Genomic DNA, 16,670 nt, shown 5'->3' on the forward strand with positions numbered 1-16,670 from the left:
GATGAGCCGCTTGTTCGAACGACTGGAACGCCTACCGTTGCGACTACGCTTGCAACTTGGGTTCGGCGGCGTATTGCTCATTGCGATCCTGTTGGGCGCCTATAGCCTCAGTGTGCAGCGCATCCAGATGGGGCGGATCGAACGGCTTTACGAGCAGGACATGCAGGGCCTGCTCCATATCGAAGCCGCACGGGCGGCGCTGGCAGATATGGGGCAGGATCTGCGACAGGCCGTGCTGTCGGCGCCGGGGCCCGGGCGCCGAGCTGCGCTGGGTGAAGCGGCTGAAGCACAAGCCCTGGTACGAAGCGAGATGGATCAAGCTTCGCCGCGTATCTACAGCGAGGCCAACAAACATAACCTCGCCGAATTCGAGCGGGCCTTTGCGAACTACGCACATCAGGTCGACAGTGTGGCGGCATTGCTCAGTACGAGTAGCGCGCAAGATCACGTCGCCGCCGACGTCATTGTCTCGAGCGACTTTCAGCAAGCGGGTATCGTCGCCAGGGATGCCTTGGATCGCATCACACGGGTAAAGCGGGCAGGTGCCAGCGACGAGGTACAGAACGCCTTTGCGCGCTTCCATGTCGATGTCGAGCTCACCGTGTGGCTGATCGTGTTGGGACTGATCGCCGGCGTGCTGTTTGGCCGGCTGATCAGTCGCACGGTACGGCGTCCTGCGGAGGGGTTGCGAAATGCACTTAAATTGCTGAGTGTCGGCCGGTTGGACATCACCGTTCCCTATACGGATTATCCCAACGAAGTGGGTGAGTTGGCCCGCGCCATCGCGACTCTGCAGGCGGAAGGCCGGCAGACGGAAGCGCAGCGCTGGGTGACGGCGCACGCAGCATCGATTGCGCGGGAGCTGCAGTCGATCACCGAGCCCGATGCGTTGGGCGACCGGTTTCTTTCGTCCATGGCACGGCTGGTACCCATCGGCCACGCGGCGCTCTACGCACATGAACCATCCACTAGGCGACTGCGCCTGCAAGGAAGCTATGCCGCAGCGCTGGCGCGACCGGTGTTCAGCATGGGAGAAGGTCTGGTCGGGCAATGCGCCGTGGAGCGGCGCACACTTACTCTTTCTGACCCAACTGCTGATTTCTTAAAAGTGACGACAGGACTGGGGGAGAATCCTCCCGTCCAGATCCTGGTTATCCCCGTCGTGCGGAATGAGCGCCTGCTCGGTGTGGTTGAGCTGGGCACGCTCGCGCCGTTCACCGACGCACAGCAGGCGTTGGTCGATGAACTGCTGCCGGTGCTGGCCATCAACATGGAAATGCTTGAGCACGGGCTGGATATGCGCCACCTGTTGGAGCAGAGCAGGCAGCAGGCCGCATCGCTCATCGAGAAAACCGCCGCGCTGGAGGCGACGCAGCACACCATTGAAGCCGCCCGTGCCTGGTATCGCGGCATCATCGAATCCGCACCGGACGGCATGATGATCGTCGATGAGAAGGGCTGCATTGTCCTCGCCAACCCACGCCTGGAGGCGATGTTCGGTTACCAACGCGGCGAATTGGATGGTGCTCCCATCGAGCAGCTGGTGCCTCTGCGGTCGGATGCGAATCACGTCAAGCTTCGCCAGAACTTCTTTGTACAAGGCGAGAGCCGGCGGATGGGGCGCGCCAACGTCGATCTGCGTGGCAGGCGAAAGGACGGCAGCGAGCTTTCGGTGGAGATCGGCCTTTCCTTCCTCCCCGCACTGGATACGCAGGGGCGCTGCGTATGTGCCGCCGTGCGCGACGTTAGCCAGCGTCGCGCCATGGAGCTGGCGCTCATGCAGAGCGAGGAGCGGCTCCAGTACATCCTCGACAACAGTCCAGTGAGCATCGCCGTATCTACACAGGGGCGGATCTGCTTTGCCAATCCCAAATTCCTGGCGACCTTTGGGGTCGGTGTGGGTGACACCACGGCGCCGATGTATGTGGAGACCGGTCAGCGGGCGCGTATCTGGGCCAGCCTGGACAACCAGGGCATGGTGTCCAATAGCGAGGTTCGCATGTACGACGCGCAACGCCGCGAGCGCGACATGCTCACCACGTTCCTGCCCATCGACTACGACGGTGAGCCGGGCGTACTGGCCTGGCTAGTAGATATCACTGACCACAACGCGGCGCAGGCCGCCATGTTGCATGCCAAGGAGGCGGCGGAGGAGGCGGCCCGGGTCAAGAGCGACTTTCTCGCCAATATGAGCCACGAAATCCGTACACCGATGAACGCGATCATCGGTATGAGTCATCTCGCGCTGGAGTCGCCGAGCGATGACAGGCAGCGAAGCTATCTGGAGAACATTCACCGCGCCGCGGAAAGCCTGCTCCACATCATCAACGATGTCCTTGATTTCTCGCGCATCGAGGCGGGACGCATGCGCTTGGAGCGCGTGCCGTTCAACCTGGATGAGGTGATGACACACGTCGCGGGCATGATCGGCTTGCAGGCAGAAGATAAAGGGTTGGAGCTGCTATTCCAGTATCAAGGCGACCCGCCGACGGCGTTGGTTGGCGACCCGCTGCGGCTGGAGCAAATCCTCGTCAATCTGGCCAGCAACGCGGTGAAGTTCACCGACCATGGCTCCATCATCATCGGCGTCGAGAAGGAGCAGGGCGATGGCGAGCAGGTAACGCTGCATTTCCGTGTCACCGATACGGGCATAGGCATGAACGCCGATCAGTGCGGGCGCATCTTTGAGTCGTTCGTGCAGGCCGACTCGTCCACCACGCGAAAGTACGGCGGCTCCGGGCTCGGGCTAGCCATCTCCCACGATCTGGCGGAGATGATGGGTGGAGCGATCTGGGTCGAGAGCGAGCCGGGCCGTGGATCGACGTTTCATGTACGCCTGAGCCTGAGCCTGAGCCTGAGCCTGCGCGTGCAGCCGCAGGGCAGCACATCGCCAGAGCCAGCCGTGGTTGCAGGCGCGTCGCTGCTGCTCGTTGACGACAGCGATGCGACCTGCCGCATTCTGGCTGCCATGGCTGGCGGACTGGGCTGGGCGGTGGACGTCGCAGGAACCGCGGACGAGGGTTCGCAACACGTACAACAGGCCCGCCGTGACGGACGGCCGTATCGTGTTGTGTTGATCGACGCGCGTATACCCGGGTATGAGGCTATCGCCGCCAACGTGCATGGCCACGAGCGGCTGCTGTCGATGGTGTCGGCGTATCGGCGCGACGGAAGGGATGAAACCACCGGAGCGTCGGGCGATGTATTGGTCAAGCCCGTGACGCCACGCGCGCTGGGTGATGCCCTGGCTCGTTTGCTCCATCCCACTCCCGCTCGCGCAGCAACGGTGGATATCGCGCAGCCGGAGGCAAAGGCCCGCGCTGCCTCTGTGTTATCCGGGCGGCGAGTACTGCTGGCTGAGGACAATGACCTGAACCGCGAGCTGGCGGTAGAGCTGCTCCGGCGCGAGGGTATCGAGGTGGTGGTGGCACACAATGGACGCGAGGCCGTGGACATCGTGGCGGCCGATCCCTGCGTCGACGGCGTCCTGATGGATTGCCAGATGCCGGTTATGGATGGCTACGCGGCAACCCGTGCCATTCGCACGGAGTTACACCTCGCCGATCTTCCCGTGATCGCTATGACGGCGGATGCCTCGGTCGGCGATCGCGAGAAGGCGCTGGCGGCTGGCATGAACGATCACATCGCCAAGCCGCTGGATATCCCCACCATGTTTGCCACCTTGGCGCGATGGATCAAGCCTCGCGCTGCATCCGCTGGCGCCATGGCCGTCGATGTTGGCGTAGCAGGCGAGCTTCCGGGTGTCGATCAGCCGATGGGTTTGCGTATCTGCGGTAACAACGCGGCGCTCTATCGTCGTTTGTTAGGCATGTTTCTGCAGAACAACAAGGAGTTTGCGCAGGCATTCAAGGTGGCCAATGACCGCGACCCGTTGGAGGCTTACCGTATCGCGCACACGCTACGCGGATCCGCCGCGAATATTGGAGCGTCGATGGTTGCCACGGCGGCCAGCGAACTGCAGCAAGCTTGTAAGAACGGCTCGCCCCAGCAGGAAGTGGACCGCCTGCTGGCGAAAGTCGTGGCTGCATTGCATCCCGTGCTCGAAGGGCTTGAACGCATTAAAACGATTGATGCGCGCTAGATAGGCCGTTTTTCCGCTGCGCGTGACAGATGTGTGAAGAAACCTAAGCCCCTACTGAACACCGTGCCGCATGTGCAAAAGCATGACATGCCGTGCACATGAGATTGGCGCCATAGAAAAGACAATCAACCGTGCGATAGCCAGTTGCGACGCGTCCAAGTGCACGACGATGGACAGCGACTCGCCATGCAAGTCGGCTAGCGCGAAAGCCACCGAACGTGCCCGTGAAGGTTGGGAATGCATGCGAAGGAATGCCCTGCATACATTCGGTAAGGTGAGGAAGCAGCACGCACGAGCAGGGCGTATGCATGCAGGTCCTGATCGATCCGACATAGTCACGGAGATGAATCATGATGCTTTCAGCACGAAAAATGGTGGGTCCGCTGGCGCTGCTGGTGGCTGTGCTCGCCGGGTGCGGTAATCACGACAGCGAGAATGGCAACACGCCCCCGCCTGCGCCCGTGAGTTCGACGGCGGCACCATCGCCAGCCATGCCTGCGTCGTCGCCCGCTCCAGGCAGTAGCGCGGCGATGCCAGCGCCGGCCTATCCGCAAAGTTCACCAGCTCCCGCTACCACAACGCACTGACGTTGCAATCATGGAGCTATCTTGCGGCACGCCGTCCGTGGGCGGCGTGCCGCGCGTGATGTGGACGTCGTTGCGGGTGTGGGTTCACTAATGGCAATGCCAGGCTATCGCTGATTTTCAACGCGCATGCATGCCCTGCGCGAATACGTCGCTCCGATGTGTCATCGCAGGCGCGTAAACTTCGCACTGTCCCCACCCAGGCAGGAGCGATCAACCATGGCGATGCACGCATCTTCTTCGTTGCTCAACGCGATTGGCATGAGCGTGCCCATTGTCCAGTCGCCGATGGCCGGCGTTTCCTCTCCGGCTATGGCCGCTGCGGTGAGCGACGCCGGTGGGCTGGGTTCGCTGGGTGTGGGTGCGATGACGGCAGAGAAGGCGCGTGGCGCTATTCATGCGTTCCGTCAGCTGAGCAAGGGGCCGCTCAACATCAACGTGTTCGCGCACCGACCCGCGCATACAGATGCAGTGAAAGAAGCGGCGTGGCTCGCCCGCTTGGCGCCCGAGTTCAAGCGTTTTGGCGCAACGCCTCCAGCATCGCTCAAGGAGATCTACACGTCGTTCCTCGTCGATGAGGCCATGCTCGCCATGTTGGTGGCCGAACGGCCCGCCGTGGTGAGCTTTCACTTTGGCGTGCCACGGCCGGATCAGGTCAAGGCGTTGCACGACGCTGGCGTGTTTCTGATCGGTTCGGCGACGAATGTGCAGGAGGCGAAAGCGCTCGAAGCCGCCGGCATGGATGCCATCGTCGCCCAGGGTTATGAAGCGGGCGGGCACCGTGGCATGTTCGATCCCGACGCGGAAGATAGCAGGCTTGGCACGTTTGCCTTGACGCGCTTGCTGGTAGAGAACGTCAGTGTCCCGGTGATCGCCGCTGGCGGCATCATGGATGGCGCGGGCATAGCCGCCGTATTGAAACTCGGTGCCGCAGCAGCCCAATTGGGTACGGCCTTTGTCGGAACGGACGAATCACTAGCCGATGCCGGTTACCGCAAAGCGCTGGCGAGCGACGCTGCGTACGCCACCGTGATAACGCGTGCGGTGTCCGGGCGGCCGGCGCGCAGCCTGGCAAGCTTGTTCACACGTCTTGGCGCTTCGGTGCCGGACGCTGACGTGCCGGATTATCCGATCGGCTACGACGCGGGCAAAGCATTGAACGCAGCGGGGCGCGCCGCCGGCGAGTCTGGGTACGGCGCGCATTGGGCCGGGCAGGGTGCACCGCTCGCGAGGACGATGTCCTCACATGCCTTGATGGAAACGCTAATCGCGGAATGGCGGAAGGCGTCGGTCTGAAACGGGGCCTTCCGTGTTGGCCTGTGGCAGTTGGTCCGCGACCGAGCCAGCCGCCGATGCCCTACGGATTTGCAGCGCCATTCTCGGATTGGGGTGGCGTGGCAAAACGTACCGACGCATCGAGCGGGCACATATACGGTGCGATCGCATCCACGAGGTCTTTCGGGGCGTCGAAGCATTTGTCGAGAAGGCGCGTGAGTCGTCCCACGCGAAGATGCGGATCCCACGTCATCTGCTGATCCATCGGTCGGATGTCGCGTACGTCGAATGCGACCTGATCGAGGCCGGGCGACCTCAGGCAGAACTGGTGGGCGAGGGGCTCGGTATCCGCCGCCTCATCACGTCTCAGCCGCAACTCAGCGACGCTGAACTGCCACTCGCCACCACGAAAGACGTGGAGCTCGTTATGCGGAACGAAATGGGTGCTGAGCATGGAGGGCCTCCATCAATGCGCCGTGCGCGTAGGTTCGGCAGGTGGAAGCAGGTTGCCCTAGCAGGCGCGTGCAACACATAGGACAAGTCCTAAATTTGACCGCCGTGGTGCTGCGTTGGCTTTTGCCCGCCTGCCATAGGCATCTACGAACTCATGAGCCGCGCGTCATGCCATCAGCGCTAGTGTCCTGGCTGTGCATGGAACTGTCGCCGATAGCTGCCCGGTGAGATCGAAAACGTGCGCGTGAAGTGTTGGCGGAATGACACGGTCGAGCCGAAGCCCACATCCCCGGCGATCTGGTCGATCGAATGATGGCTGGTTTCCAGCAGTCGCTGCGCGGCAGCGAGACGATGGTGAAGCAGCCAGGAAATGGCGGTGGTTCCCGTCTTCTTGCGGAAGTGTCGGCTGAACGTGCGCAGGCTCATGCCCGCGCGATCGGCCAGTTGTTCGACGCCAAGCGGTTGGTTCAGGTGCGCGATGGCCCACTCGAGTGTCTTGCTCAGTGCATCCGGGGCATCGTCTTTGTGCACGGGATTTTCGATGTACTGCGCCTGGTCGCCATGGCGTTGCGGGGCGACGACGAGCCGCCGCGCAATGCGATTGGCGACGTCAGCACCCAGGTCGCGCCGTACCAGATGCAGGCAGCAGTCGATGGCTGCAGCCGTACCTGCGGAGGTGAGGACGTCACCTTCGTCGACATAGATCGCATGGCGATCCAGCGTGACGCCGGGATACGCATGCTCGAATTCGTCCGCCCACGCCCAGTGGGTGGAGGCCGTCCGGCCGTCGAGCAGGCCGGCTGCCGCCAGCACGAAGGTGCCCAGGCACAGGCCGACGATGCGGCTTCCCCGAGCATGCGCTTGCTGCAGCGCGCGCAGCACGGCCTCCGGTGGGCGTTCGCTCGGCGTGCGCCAGGCCGGCACGATGATGGTATCGGCCTGTTTGAGCGAACCCAGGCCGTGCTTCACCTCGATATCGAAGCCGGACATGGTGGCAATACGCCCCCGACGTTCGCCGCAGATCAACAGGCGATAGCGTTGCACGCCCAGCTTGAGCAGATCGTCGCCGAACACGATGCAGGGGACGGAAAGGTGGAACGGGCTGATCCCGTCGAACGCGATGACGGCAATGGTGTGCATAGGAATCACCGGGTACGGCTGCGGAGCCGGATTGGCCGAAATCTATCATAGGTTGTCATTCAGGCCACTTTTAGGCGGTGCACCGAATGCGGAACATGGCGTCACCCGATGATCCGACAGGAGAACACCATGACCCACCCAACCATCCGCACCATGTCCGGCGCTGCCACACCGGCGGCCCTGGCTCCGGCCCGCACCGCGCTGCTGGTGATCGATTTCCAGAACGAGTATTTCGCCGGCCGCATGCCGATTCCCGATGGCGACGCGGCTTTGCGTAACGCACGGCGCCTGATTGCGCACGCGGATGAAGCGGGCATGGCGGTGTATCACGTGCGGCATGTGACACCATCGGGTAGTCCCATCTTTGCGGAGGACAGCGATACTGTCGCGTTCCATGCCGACTTACAGCCCGCCGCGCATCACCATGTGGTGACGAAGTCATCAGTGAGCGTCTTTCCGACGACAGATATCGATCGCCAGTTGAAACAGGCCGGCATCGACACACTGGTGATCACCGGTCTCATGACCCACGCCTGTGTCACCGGTGCAGCGCGTGACGCCGTGCCGCTCGGCTATGGCGTGGTGGTGGTGGGGGACGCCTGCGCCACCCGCGACCTCGACACTGCCGGTGGGCAGACCGTAACGCATGCTGCCCTGCATCAGGCGGCGTTGGCCGCCATCGACGATGCCTTCGGCGACATCCTCACCACGGATGCGTTGATCGCGTTGCCGCTGCTGGCAGTGTCGTCGGCCTGATGCAGGCCCTCCGCAGGGAAGGGAGGCTTACCGCCGCTTGTCGGTAGTGGCAGCAAGTAGATGCGTGGCTGTTTCGCGGTCGGTGTTCGGACCTGCCTCGGCATTCGCCAGCATCACGCGGGCGTCGGCGCGAAGGTTTTCGGCGCTGGTCTTGTCGCCCAGCGCGGCATCGACATGCGCCAGGTCGGCTTCGATGCGCGCGACCAGTACGCTGGTGTTCGGCACGTTGCTGTGCGCGGCGCTCAGGGCATCGTCAAGCTGCACCGCCGCCTCCCGGTCGCGGCCAAGCTCTTGCAAGGCATCCGCGTAGACGATGCGCGCGCGGATCGCCTTCTCCGAGCGTTCGTCGTCCAGCGCGGTATAGATCTCCACAGCCTGCGCGCCGAACGCCACCGCGTGTTCGTAGTCGCCCGTGGCTGCCAATAGCTCTGCTTTCGCGGTAAGCGCGAAGGCCGTGTCCGGGTGCGCGTCGCGATAGCGGTGTCGGGCTTCGGCCAACGCGCCGTCCGCTTCCGCGCGCGCTTCGTCGAAGCGCCCGCAGGCAATCAGCATCTCGGCAAGATACGTGCGGTCGTAACCGCGCCCGTTGTCGATATAGTCCACACCAAGCAGGCGTTGCCTGCGCGCAATGGCGTCGCGCATGCCGGCTTCCGCTTCGGCATAAGCGCCCTGTCGGAAGCGGAGTTTGGCGATGTTGCTGATGCTGATCGCTTCGGTGGGTACCGACGCGGGTTTCAGCGCCTGGTCTACGGCGATCGATTTGGTATAGAACGCCAAGGCTTCATCGAGCTTGCCCTCCTGCATATAGACGGCTGCAAGGTCATTCAGATGCCATGCGGTATGGGCATTCGGGTGGGTATAGGCGCTGGCATCGATGGTCAGCGCGTCGCGCATAAGCTGCTCGCTTTCGCCATAGCGGCCCAATTTGGTCAGCGCTGCGGTAAGCAAGGTCATGGTATCGGCGACGTCGGCATGCTGTGCGCCGAGATGGTTGCGCTTACGCGCCAGTGCTTCGCGCAACAACGGCTCGGCCCGCTCCGGCTGGCCGGCATCGCCGAAGATCCAACCCAGATTCAGTACGGCTTCGGTCAAGGCCTCGCTGTCGCTCGGGAGAATGCGGCGGGCCAGCGCTACATCTTGCTCGCCGAGCGTGATGGCTTTTGCCGACTCGCCGATGCGCTCGTCCAAACCTGCCAGCCACGCCAGCGCCTGTACGGCCTCGGGCGAGTCACGCTCCGGACCGGTTTCAAAGGCGTCGATGGCATGCTGCAATCGCGCCGTCGCCTCGCGCACGCGGCCGAGTTCGTCGGCCTCCTTCGCGAGCAGGTATTCGATGTGCATCGTGCGCTGGTCGGTGGCGCCAAACTGGGCATTGGCCAGTGTCGCGGCTTCCTCCAGTGGCTGCCACGCGCGCTCCGGATGGCCGCTGCGGCGTTCAAGGTCACCGACCAAGGCAAGGATCTCCGCGCGTAGCGCCGGCTGCATGGAGAAATCCCGATCGGCACGCTCGCGGCCGCGCGCCAGCAGCTCTTCCGCAGTCTCGTTCGATTCGGTGCCATGCGTGGCGCTGTCGAACAGCTCTTCCATAAAGGTCTTGAGGGCATCCGCGCGCTGGGCCTCGCCGAAAGCGGTCACCGCTTGCGCGTGCGCATCTCGCGCGGATTGTCGCGCAAGCCGGGCTTCGTGCAACCCGATCACCGTTGCGCCCGCAAGCAACGTTGCGGTGACGATGCCGATGGAGACGGCAAGGGTGTGGCGTTTGGCGAACGTCAGCGCGCGATAGGCCAGCGTATCCGTCCGGGCCTGCAGAGGCTTGCCCTCGAGATAGCGCTGGATGTCGGCGCCAAAGGCGGCTGCGCTCGCATAGCGGCGTGCGGGATCGGCGCGGGTGGCTTCCTGCACCATGGCGTGGAGGTCCACGCCAAGCGTTCGCCGTAGGGCTTCGTCGTCGAAAACGGAGGCTTTCGCGTGGGCGTCGTCGTTGCGATGCGGCTGCTGATCGCCGAGCAGTTCGGCGAGCAGTACACCCAGGGCATAAACGTCAATGGCGGTGGTGGCGGCATCGCCGGCCAGTTGTTCGGGGGCTGCGTACGAGCGGGTAAGGCGGCGCGCTTCGGTGCGCGTACGCTCACCGTCGCCCGTAAGCAGTTTGGCGATGCCGAAGTCCACTAGCTTGACGCAACCATCCGCACCGACCAGCACGTTGTTGGGTTTCAGGTCGCGATGCACGATCAAGTTGCGGTGCGCATGGTCGACGGCAGAGCACACGTCCAGGAACAGTCGGAGGCGCTCGCGCTGGGACAGGCTGCGCAGTGCGCAGTGCGACATCAGGTCGTCGCCGGCGACGAATTCCAGCGCGAGGAACGGCGTTCCTGAAGGGGAGAACCCCGCGTCGAGCAGTTGCGCGATGTGTGGATGCTGCAACCGCGCGAGTATGCGTTGCTCGCGGAGAAAACGCCGACGCTCGTCGGCATCATGCACGTCGATGCGCAACAGCTTCAACGCTACCGTCTGCGGGCCGCCGGGTAGTTCGCGTTCTGCCTCGAACACGCTGGCCATGCCCCCTGCGCCGACAAAACGGAGCACGCGATATCCGTCGATGGTCGGTAGGGCATCGGCCGACTCATCCGCGAGCGTCGGCAACCATTGTTCCATGCCACGTTCGAGCGCCTCCACGCCGGATGCGTTGTCGAGCGCCTGCGCCACCAGGGCGCGCAAGGTGGTGTCGTTGCAGTGTTTGCGCAGCCATTCGATTCGCTCATGGGCGGGCACGTCGAATAGCTGATCGATCAGCGGTTCGATTTCATGCCACCGTTCGGCGAAGGCGGAGTTCATGGGCGGCGCAAGTTGCTCAACGGATTTACCCCTATAGCGTATTCAACGGGCAGATTGCGACATCGCTTACGCATCGGGCATCAGGCAGGCGGCCAGGAAGGTGCGCGCCTTGAGCCAGTCGCGCTCCACCGTGCGTGACGTGACGTCCAGCGCCTCGGCGATCTCCGCACTCGACAGGTCCGCGAACAGACGCAGCTCGGCCACGCGAGCGAGGCGCTCGTCGGTGGCGGCCAGCCGGGTCAGCGCCTCGTCGATGGCGAGTACATCGATGATGTCTGATGCATCCTGCGCAGCCGTCAGCTCGGGTGCCTGGCGTTTCTGTGCCTTCCGGCGTCGCGCGTGGTCGATCAGCAGATGCCGCATCACGCGGCTCATGTACGCATACAGATGGGCGCGATCGGCGAAGGCGAGTTCGTCGCTGGCGATCAGCTTCAGGTAGGCCTCGTGGACCAGCGCGGTGGTTTCCAACGTATGCACGGCTTCGCGTGCGCGCTGGTGCTGTGCAAGGCGGCGCAGGGTTGTGTAGATCTTTGGGATCAAGGTATCGAACGCCGCGGCATCGCCGTTGGCGGCGCGCGAAAGCACCTGGGTGATCTGCGGCTCTGCGTTCATGTGTGTCGACCTTCCTTTGGTCGTGTCGCTATCGACTCCCTTTTTGCGCTGTAAGGAGAGATGGCGGTATTCGGAACGACAACAAGCCCAGGGAATGCCATCACCCGTCGCATCCAAGAGAGGATAGAAGTCATGTCGAATCATCGCGCTACATACGGCCGCCTCACAAGGGCCGCAGTTGCTTTCGCGCTGGCCTTCGCCAGCCTTGCGGGCGTTGCTTCCGCGGACAGCGGCACCGCCCCGACGCCCGGCAGCTATACCTACCAGACGCTCGATTATCCCGGCTCGTCACAGACCATCTTCTGGGGCATCAACGATTTTGGTGACCTGGGCGGCCAGTTCGCCCTTAACGGCGGCACTGCGCATGCCATGGTGTATCGCCATGGCCGTTTCGAATCGCTCGACCCGACGATGTTGGGCACTTACTTCAGTGCGGCGGGTGGTCCCAACGATTTGGGCAACACCTACGGTGGCTATGCAGACGCAGCCGGCGCGCAGCATGGCTTTGTCATCAACGGTAAGCATTTCGAGACGGTGGACTTCCCCGGTCATCCCAACTCGAACGTGGACGGCTACAACGAGTTCGGCACCATTCTGGGCGTGTACTGGGGTGCCGATGGTGCGTTCCACGGCATTCTGCGTCGCGGACATGGCTGGGACACGCCGTTCGATGTGGCGGGTTCCGTCGAAACCTATCCGCTGGGCATCAATGACCTCAACCAGTCCGTCGGCTATTGGGACACCAATCCGAAGGCGCCCCAACCGCACGGTTTCTATCGCGACGCGAACGGAACGATCACCACGATCGACGTGCCCGGCGCCAGCAACACGGTGATTTTTGCCATCAATGACGTTGGGCAGATCGCCGGCTATTTCTGGGGCGCCACGGGCCCGATGCATTCCTTCATCCTGCAGGATGGCAAGTTCATCCAGCTCGACATGCCCGGTTCGACCGGCACGGCGGCCACCACTATCAACAACTTTGGCGTGGTGTCCGGCTATTACCTCGATGCGAACCATCAGCAGCATGGCTTCATCGCCACGCCGACCGCACTGTCGCATCAACACTGAGCGGGAAGAGGGCTCCGCAAGGACGCGGAGCTTTCTTTTTCTTTGGTTGCACTAACGAGAAACCATCGTCGGCATGGCGCCGACGATGGTTTCTCGTGCATCAGAAGTGGACGACGGTACGGATCGACTTGCCTTCGTGCATCAGGTCGAACGCTTCGTTGATGCCGGTAAGTGGCTTCGTATGCGTCACGAACGGTTCCAGTTCGATCTTGCCGGCCATGGCGTCTTCCACCATGCCGGGCAACTGCGAGCGTCCCTTTACGCCGCCGAAAGCGGTGCCCAGCCACTTGCGTCCCGTTACCAACTGGAACGGGCGCGTGGAGATTTCCTGCCCGGCACCAGCCACGCCGATGATGACTGACTGACCCCAACCGCGATGCGCGCACTCCAGCGCCGCGCGCATGACATTGACGTTACCGATGCACTCGAAGCTGTGGTCCACGCCCCAGCCAGTCATCTCTACGATTACCTGCTGGATCGGTTTGTCGAAATCCTTGGGATTCACGCACTCGGTGGCGCCGAAACGGCGTGCGAGTTCGAACTTGCCGGGGTTGGTGTCGATCGCAATGATGCGTCCGGCTTTGGCCAGCTTGGCGCCCTGGATCACCGCCAAGCCGATGCCACCCAGGCCAAACACGGCTACCGAATCACCTTCCTGCACCTTGGCGGTGTTCTTCACTGCACCAAGACCTGTGGTGACACCGCAGCCCAGCAAGCACACCTGCTCAGGGTTGGCATCCGCACTGATCTTGGCGAGCGACACCTCGGCGACCACGGTGTATTCGCTGAAAGTGGAGCAGCCCATGTAGTGATAGATCGGCTGCCCGTTGTAGCTGAAACGGCTGGTGCCGTCGGGCATCACGCCCTTGCCCTGCGTGGCACGCACGGACACGCACAGGTTGGTCTTGCCGCTCTTGCAGAACAGGCACTCGCCGCACTCGGCGGTGTAGAGCGGAATCACGTGATCGCCGGGCTTTACGCTGGTGACGCCTTCACCGACTTCCACCACCACGCCCGCACCTTCGTGTCCGAGCACGACGGGGAACAGGCCTTCCGGATCATCGCCGGACAGCGTAAACGCATCGGTATGGCACACGCCGGTGTGGGTGATCTTCACCAGCACTTCGCCTTTGCGGGGCGGCTCGACGTCGATCTCGACGATCTGCAGGGGCTGGCCGGGTCCGAATGCAACAGCAGCACGTGATTTCATGACAATCCTCGAAACAAGGGAAACAGAGGGCGCTGCCTTATGGGCAGGCGCCGGAACAGGTCAGCGCAGATACGAGCGCACGAGGGAAACGACTTCGTCGATGGATTTCTCCGGCGTGCCTTTGGCGTTCGCCAGATGCGAGAACTCTTCGCGCAAATGACTTTCCAGCACGCCGGCCATCAACCCGTTGATCGCACCGCGCACGGCGGCAATCTGCTGGAGGATCGGTCCGCATTCCGCGCCGCTCTCCAGCGCGTTTTCCAGCGCGTCGAGCTGGCCCCGCACGCGGCGGACGCGCGCCAGGACGCGTTTTTTTTCTTCAACGGAATGGGGCATGTCGATGCCTCGCCTATACTGGGGTGGGGTATATATATCACATACTCCCCGGCAGTATGTGGGCTAGTCCCGTTTCCAGGCGGAAGCGTCGCCGTGTCCATGCTTCACCGTGGCGCGCGAAGCCGTTGTCAGCGCCGCCTCATACCGGCAATGCGCGAGGGCAGGGCGCGCATTGCCCGGAATAGCTGCTGTGTCAGCACCAGCATGGCAAAGCCGGCCAGGATGCCGAGCAAGCGCTCCACGCCCGGCCCGATATCCGCGCTGGCGTAGCGGTCGGGCACCAGCACCACGAGGAAGGCGAGTGCGAACTGCACGCCGATGTAACCGTAACGATGCGGGCCGTTCTCGATATGGCGGCCTATCGCCACGCCAAGGCACACGCCGAGCGTGATGAGCACAGCGTTGTGACCGCAGGACAACAGAATGGCGATGGCCAGCAGGGCGCCCAGGCTGCAGCCAATGAAGCGATGGACCATGCGTGTCGAGACGACTCTGCGATTCGTGTCGAGACTGGCCAGAGGAACAGCCATCACCGCCATCACCGTGATGCCGGCCTGGATCAGCGCAGGAATAGCGACCCAGCGATAGAACAGCGGAACCAGCGCCGCGGCGATGCCGGCCTGCAGTGCGTGCCATGCCGCGTTCGTGTGCCATCCGAACTGGGAAACCGCCAGTTTGGGCGGCTGGCCCGGTATCCAGCGGCGCAAGGTCTTCGACGACAGATAACTGATGATCAGGCTGGCTGACGTGCCGATCAAAATCTCCGCCACGCGCGATACCGCGTATGAAGCGGGCGAGCTTGCCTGCGGAACGACGCTTTCGACCACGACCATGAGAAAGGTCAGGCCGGTGAACAGCCACGCATACGGTCGTCGACCGACCAGCACCATGTACATGGTGGCGGTGACTACAAGGCCTAGCGAAAGGCTGGCCCAGAGCGGATGCCCGACGATCTGCGTGGCGACGACGTAGCCGCCGAGGGCACCGAGCACGGTGCCGAGCACGCGCAACGCCGCGCGTTGCGTGCTGGCGGAGAGATGCGAGCGTATGACCATGAAGCCACTGAAAGCGGCCCATCCCACATTGCGCGTGCCTGCCAGTTGCGCGATGGCGATGGCTAGCAGCACGGAGGCAATCGCTTCGGCCTGATCCACCATCCGCGGACCGGGTTTCAGCAAGGTCGCCAAGTCGCGAAACAGCTCGCCCATGAGCTGCTTCAGGGGAGCCAGTCGCCGGATGATGCGGTTGGTTTCCATGATCCGGTTATGCGTGCTTGCCACGGCGGCCGGTCGACTTCCCATTCGGCAATGTCTCTGCTCGCCATTCCGCCGATGTCAGCTTGGCGATGAAAAAGTCGGCCAGCGCGCTCACCTTGGCCGGCCGCGCCCGGGCAGTCGGCGTAACGAAGTACAAGCCACCTTCCGGCAAACGCCAGTCAGGAATAATGGATTCAAGCTGCTTGTCCCGAAGGTAGGGCGCTGCGGCAAATTCAGGTAGTTCGGTAATGGCGAGTCCGGCGAGCACGGTCGGCAGCTGTGCTTCCACACTCGTCGTGCGCAACATGCCGGTTGGCGTGACCATGCATTCCTCGCCGTTCGCGTGGGTAAAACGCCAGACGTCGCGCTTGCTCCGGTTGACGTAGGTGAGGCACTGATGCGCGCCCAGGTCATGCGGATGCTGGGGGCGACCATAACGGGACAGATAGGTAGGCGACGCCACGACAAACCGGCGCACCGGTGCAATGAGCCGCGCGACCAGCGAGGAATCTTCCAGAATGGCGACGCGCAACGCAGCGTCGAAACCCTCGCCGATCAGGTCGGCATGCGAATCCGTGAGATGAAGATCGACGGAAATGTCCGGATAGGTCCGGAAAAACTCAGGTAGTAACGGCGCTACCCAGCGGGCGCCGAACGAGAGCGGTGCCGCGAGTTTGACCAGGCCGCGTGGCCGGCTCGACGTCTCGCGCGCAAAGTCTTCGGCTTCCTCCGCATCGGCATAGATCTTTGCGGCTCGCTCGGCGAGCGAGTGGCCGTAGTCCGTGAGGGCGAGCCGTCGGGACGTGCGGTTGAACAAGCGGCCGCCCAGGCGCTCTTCCAGGCGCGTGACTGCGCGGGACACCGTGGCAACCGACACGCCCATGGCCGTGGCCGCTCCGGCGAACGAGCCTTCTTCGGCCACCTTCGCGAACATCGCCAGCCCTTCGAAATCCGGCAGTTTCATCATTGACATTCCTGCAACGATGGTTTTCATTCATTTCTATTTCGAAAAGTAGCACGCAGCCCTAGATTTGTCCTGC

General features: G+C 63.1%; 13 protein-coding genes. 5 read left to right on the plus strand and 8 right to left on the minus strand.

The window, feature by feature from the left end:
- Nucleotide 1: 1 nt before the first annotated feature.
- The 3 genes from DyAD56_RS14170 to DyAD56_RS14175 all read left to right on the plus strand — a co-directional run bounded on the left by DyAD56_RS14170 (nucleotide 2) and on the right by DyAD56_RS14175 (nucleotide 5,982).
- Complete coding sequence (locus tag DyAD56_RS14170) at nucleotides 2-4,102, plus strand: ATP-binding protein (RefSeq protein ID WP_102303417.1); 4,101 nt, start codon at nucleotides 2-4, stop codon at nucleotides 4,100-4,102.
- A gap of 350 nt (nucleotides 4,103-4,452) precedes the next feature.
- Nucleotides 4,453-4,689, plus strand: a complete 237-nt coding sequence (locus tag DyAD56_RS23625) for a hypothetical protein (RefSeq protein ID WP_146010515.1) — start codon at nucleotides 4,453-4,455, stop codon at nucleotides 4,687-4,689.
- Nucleotides 4,690-4,845: 156 nt separating this feature from the next.
- Nucleotides 4,846-5,982 carry a nitronate monooxygenase gene (locus tag DyAD56_RS14175; protein ID WP_102303488.1) on the plus strand — a complete coding sequence of 379 codons (1,137 nt, stop codon included), beginning with the start codon at nucleotides 4,846-4,848 and terminating at the stop codon, nucleotides 5,980-5,982.
- A 61-nt stretch (nucleotides 5,983-6,043) separates the two neighbouring features.
- Here DyAD56_RS14175 and DyAD56_RS14180 read toward each other — a convergent pair whose 3' ends face one another.
- Together DyAD56_RS14180 and DyAD56_RS14185 are read right to left on the minus strand one after the other, a co-directional pair.
- Nucleotides 6,044-6,415, minus strand: coding sequence for a hypothetical protein (locus tag DyAD56_RS14180; RefSeq protein WP_102303418.1), 372 nt, complete (start codon nucleotides 6,413-6,415; stop codon nucleotides 6,044-6,046).
- A gap of 179 nt (nucleotides 6,416-6,594) precedes the next feature.
- Nucleotides 6,595-7,554, minus strand: coding sequence for a helix-turn-helix domain-containing protein (locus DyAD56_RS14185; RefSeq protein ID WP_102303419.1), 960 nt, complete (start codon nucleotides 7,552-7,554; stop codon nucleotides 6,595-6,597).
- A gap of 129 nt (nucleotides 7,555-7,683) precedes the next feature.
- Here DyAD56_RS14185 and DyAD56_RS14190 point away from each other — a divergent pair, with 129 nt between their 5' ends.
- Nucleotides 7,684-8,310 carry an isochorismatase family protein gene (locus DyAD56_RS14190; protein WP_102303489.1) on the plus strand — a complete coding sequence of 209 codons (627 nt, stop codon included), beginning with the start codon at nucleotides 7,684-7,686 and terminating at the stop codon, nucleotides 8,308-8,310.
- A 27-nt stretch (nucleotides 8,311-8,337) separates the two neighbouring features.
- On the opposite strand, the gene DyAD56_RS14195 is transcribed toward DyAD56_RS14190, so the two are convergent.
- Both DyAD56_RS14195 and DyAD56_RS14200 read right to left on the minus strand, forming a co-directional pair.
- The gene (locus DyAD56_RS14195; protein WP_102303420.1) at nucleotides 8,338-11,145 is read right to left on the minus strand and encodes a serine/threonine-protein kinase; all 2,808 of its coding nucleotides are present in this window, start codon (nucleotides 11,143-11,145) and stop codon (nucleotides 8,338-8,340) included.
- A 66-nt stretch (nucleotides 11,146-11,211) separates the two neighbouring features.
- On the minus strand, nucleotides 11,212-11,757 hold the full coding sequence (locus tag DyAD56_RS14200; RefSeq protein WP_158241351.1) for an ECF-type sigma factor: 546 nt from the start codon (nucleotides 11,755-11,757) through the stop codon (nucleotides 11,212-11,214).
- Between the two features lie 132 nt (nucleotides 11,758-11,889).
- Between DyAD56_RS14200 and DyAD56_RS14205 the strand changes: the two genes are divergently transcribed.
- The gene (locus tag DyAD56_RS14205; RefSeq protein ID WP_158241352.1) at nucleotides 11,890-12,828 is read left to right on the plus strand and encodes a hypothetical protein; all 939 of its coding nucleotides are present in this window, start codon (nucleotides 11,890-11,892) and stop codon (nucleotides 12,826-12,828) included.
- A gap of 100 nt (nucleotides 12,829-12,928) precedes the next feature.
- Here DyAD56_RS14205 and DyAD56_RS14210 read toward each other — a convergent pair whose 3' ends face one another.
- The 4 genes from DyAD56_RS14210 to DyAD56_RS14225 form a co-directional block, all read right to left on the minus strand.
- Nucleotides 12,929-14,038: an S-(hydroxymethyl)glutathione dehydrogenase/class III alcohol dehydrogenase gene (locus DyAD56_RS14210; protein ID WP_102303423.1), complete on the minus strand. Its 1,110-nt coding sequence runs from the start codon at nucleotides 14,036-14,038 to the stop codon at nucleotides 12,929-12,931.
- 60 nt (nucleotides 14,039-14,098) lie between these two features.
- Entirely contained in the window at nucleotides 14,099-14,374 is a 276-nt protein-coding gene (gene frmR, locus DyAD56_RS14215) for a formaldehyde-responsive transcriptional repressor FrmR (RefSeq protein WP_102303424.1), read from the minus strand.
- A 128-nt stretch (nucleotides 14,375-14,502) separates the two neighbouring features.
- The gene (locus tag DyAD56_RS14220; protein ID WP_102303425.1) at nucleotides 14,503-15,630 is read right to left on the minus strand and encodes an FUSC family protein; all 1,128 of its coding nucleotides are present in this window, start codon (nucleotides 15,628-15,630) and stop codon (nucleotides 14,503-14,505) included.
- Between the two features lie 7 nt (nucleotides 15,631-15,637).
- Complete coding sequence (locus DyAD56_RS14225; RefSeq protein WP_102303426.1) at nucleotides 15,638-16,597, minus strand: LysR family transcriptional regulator; 960 nt, start codon at nucleotides 16,595-16,597, stop codon at nucleotides 15,638-15,640.
- Between the last annotated feature and the right edge of the window lie 73 nt (nucleotides 16,598-16,670).

The organism is Dyella sp. AD56, assembly GCF_002878475.1.
In the GTDB taxonomy this organism is placed as follows: domain Bacteria; phylum Pseudomonadota; class Gammaproteobacteria; order Xanthomonadales; family Rhodanobacteraceae; genus Dyella.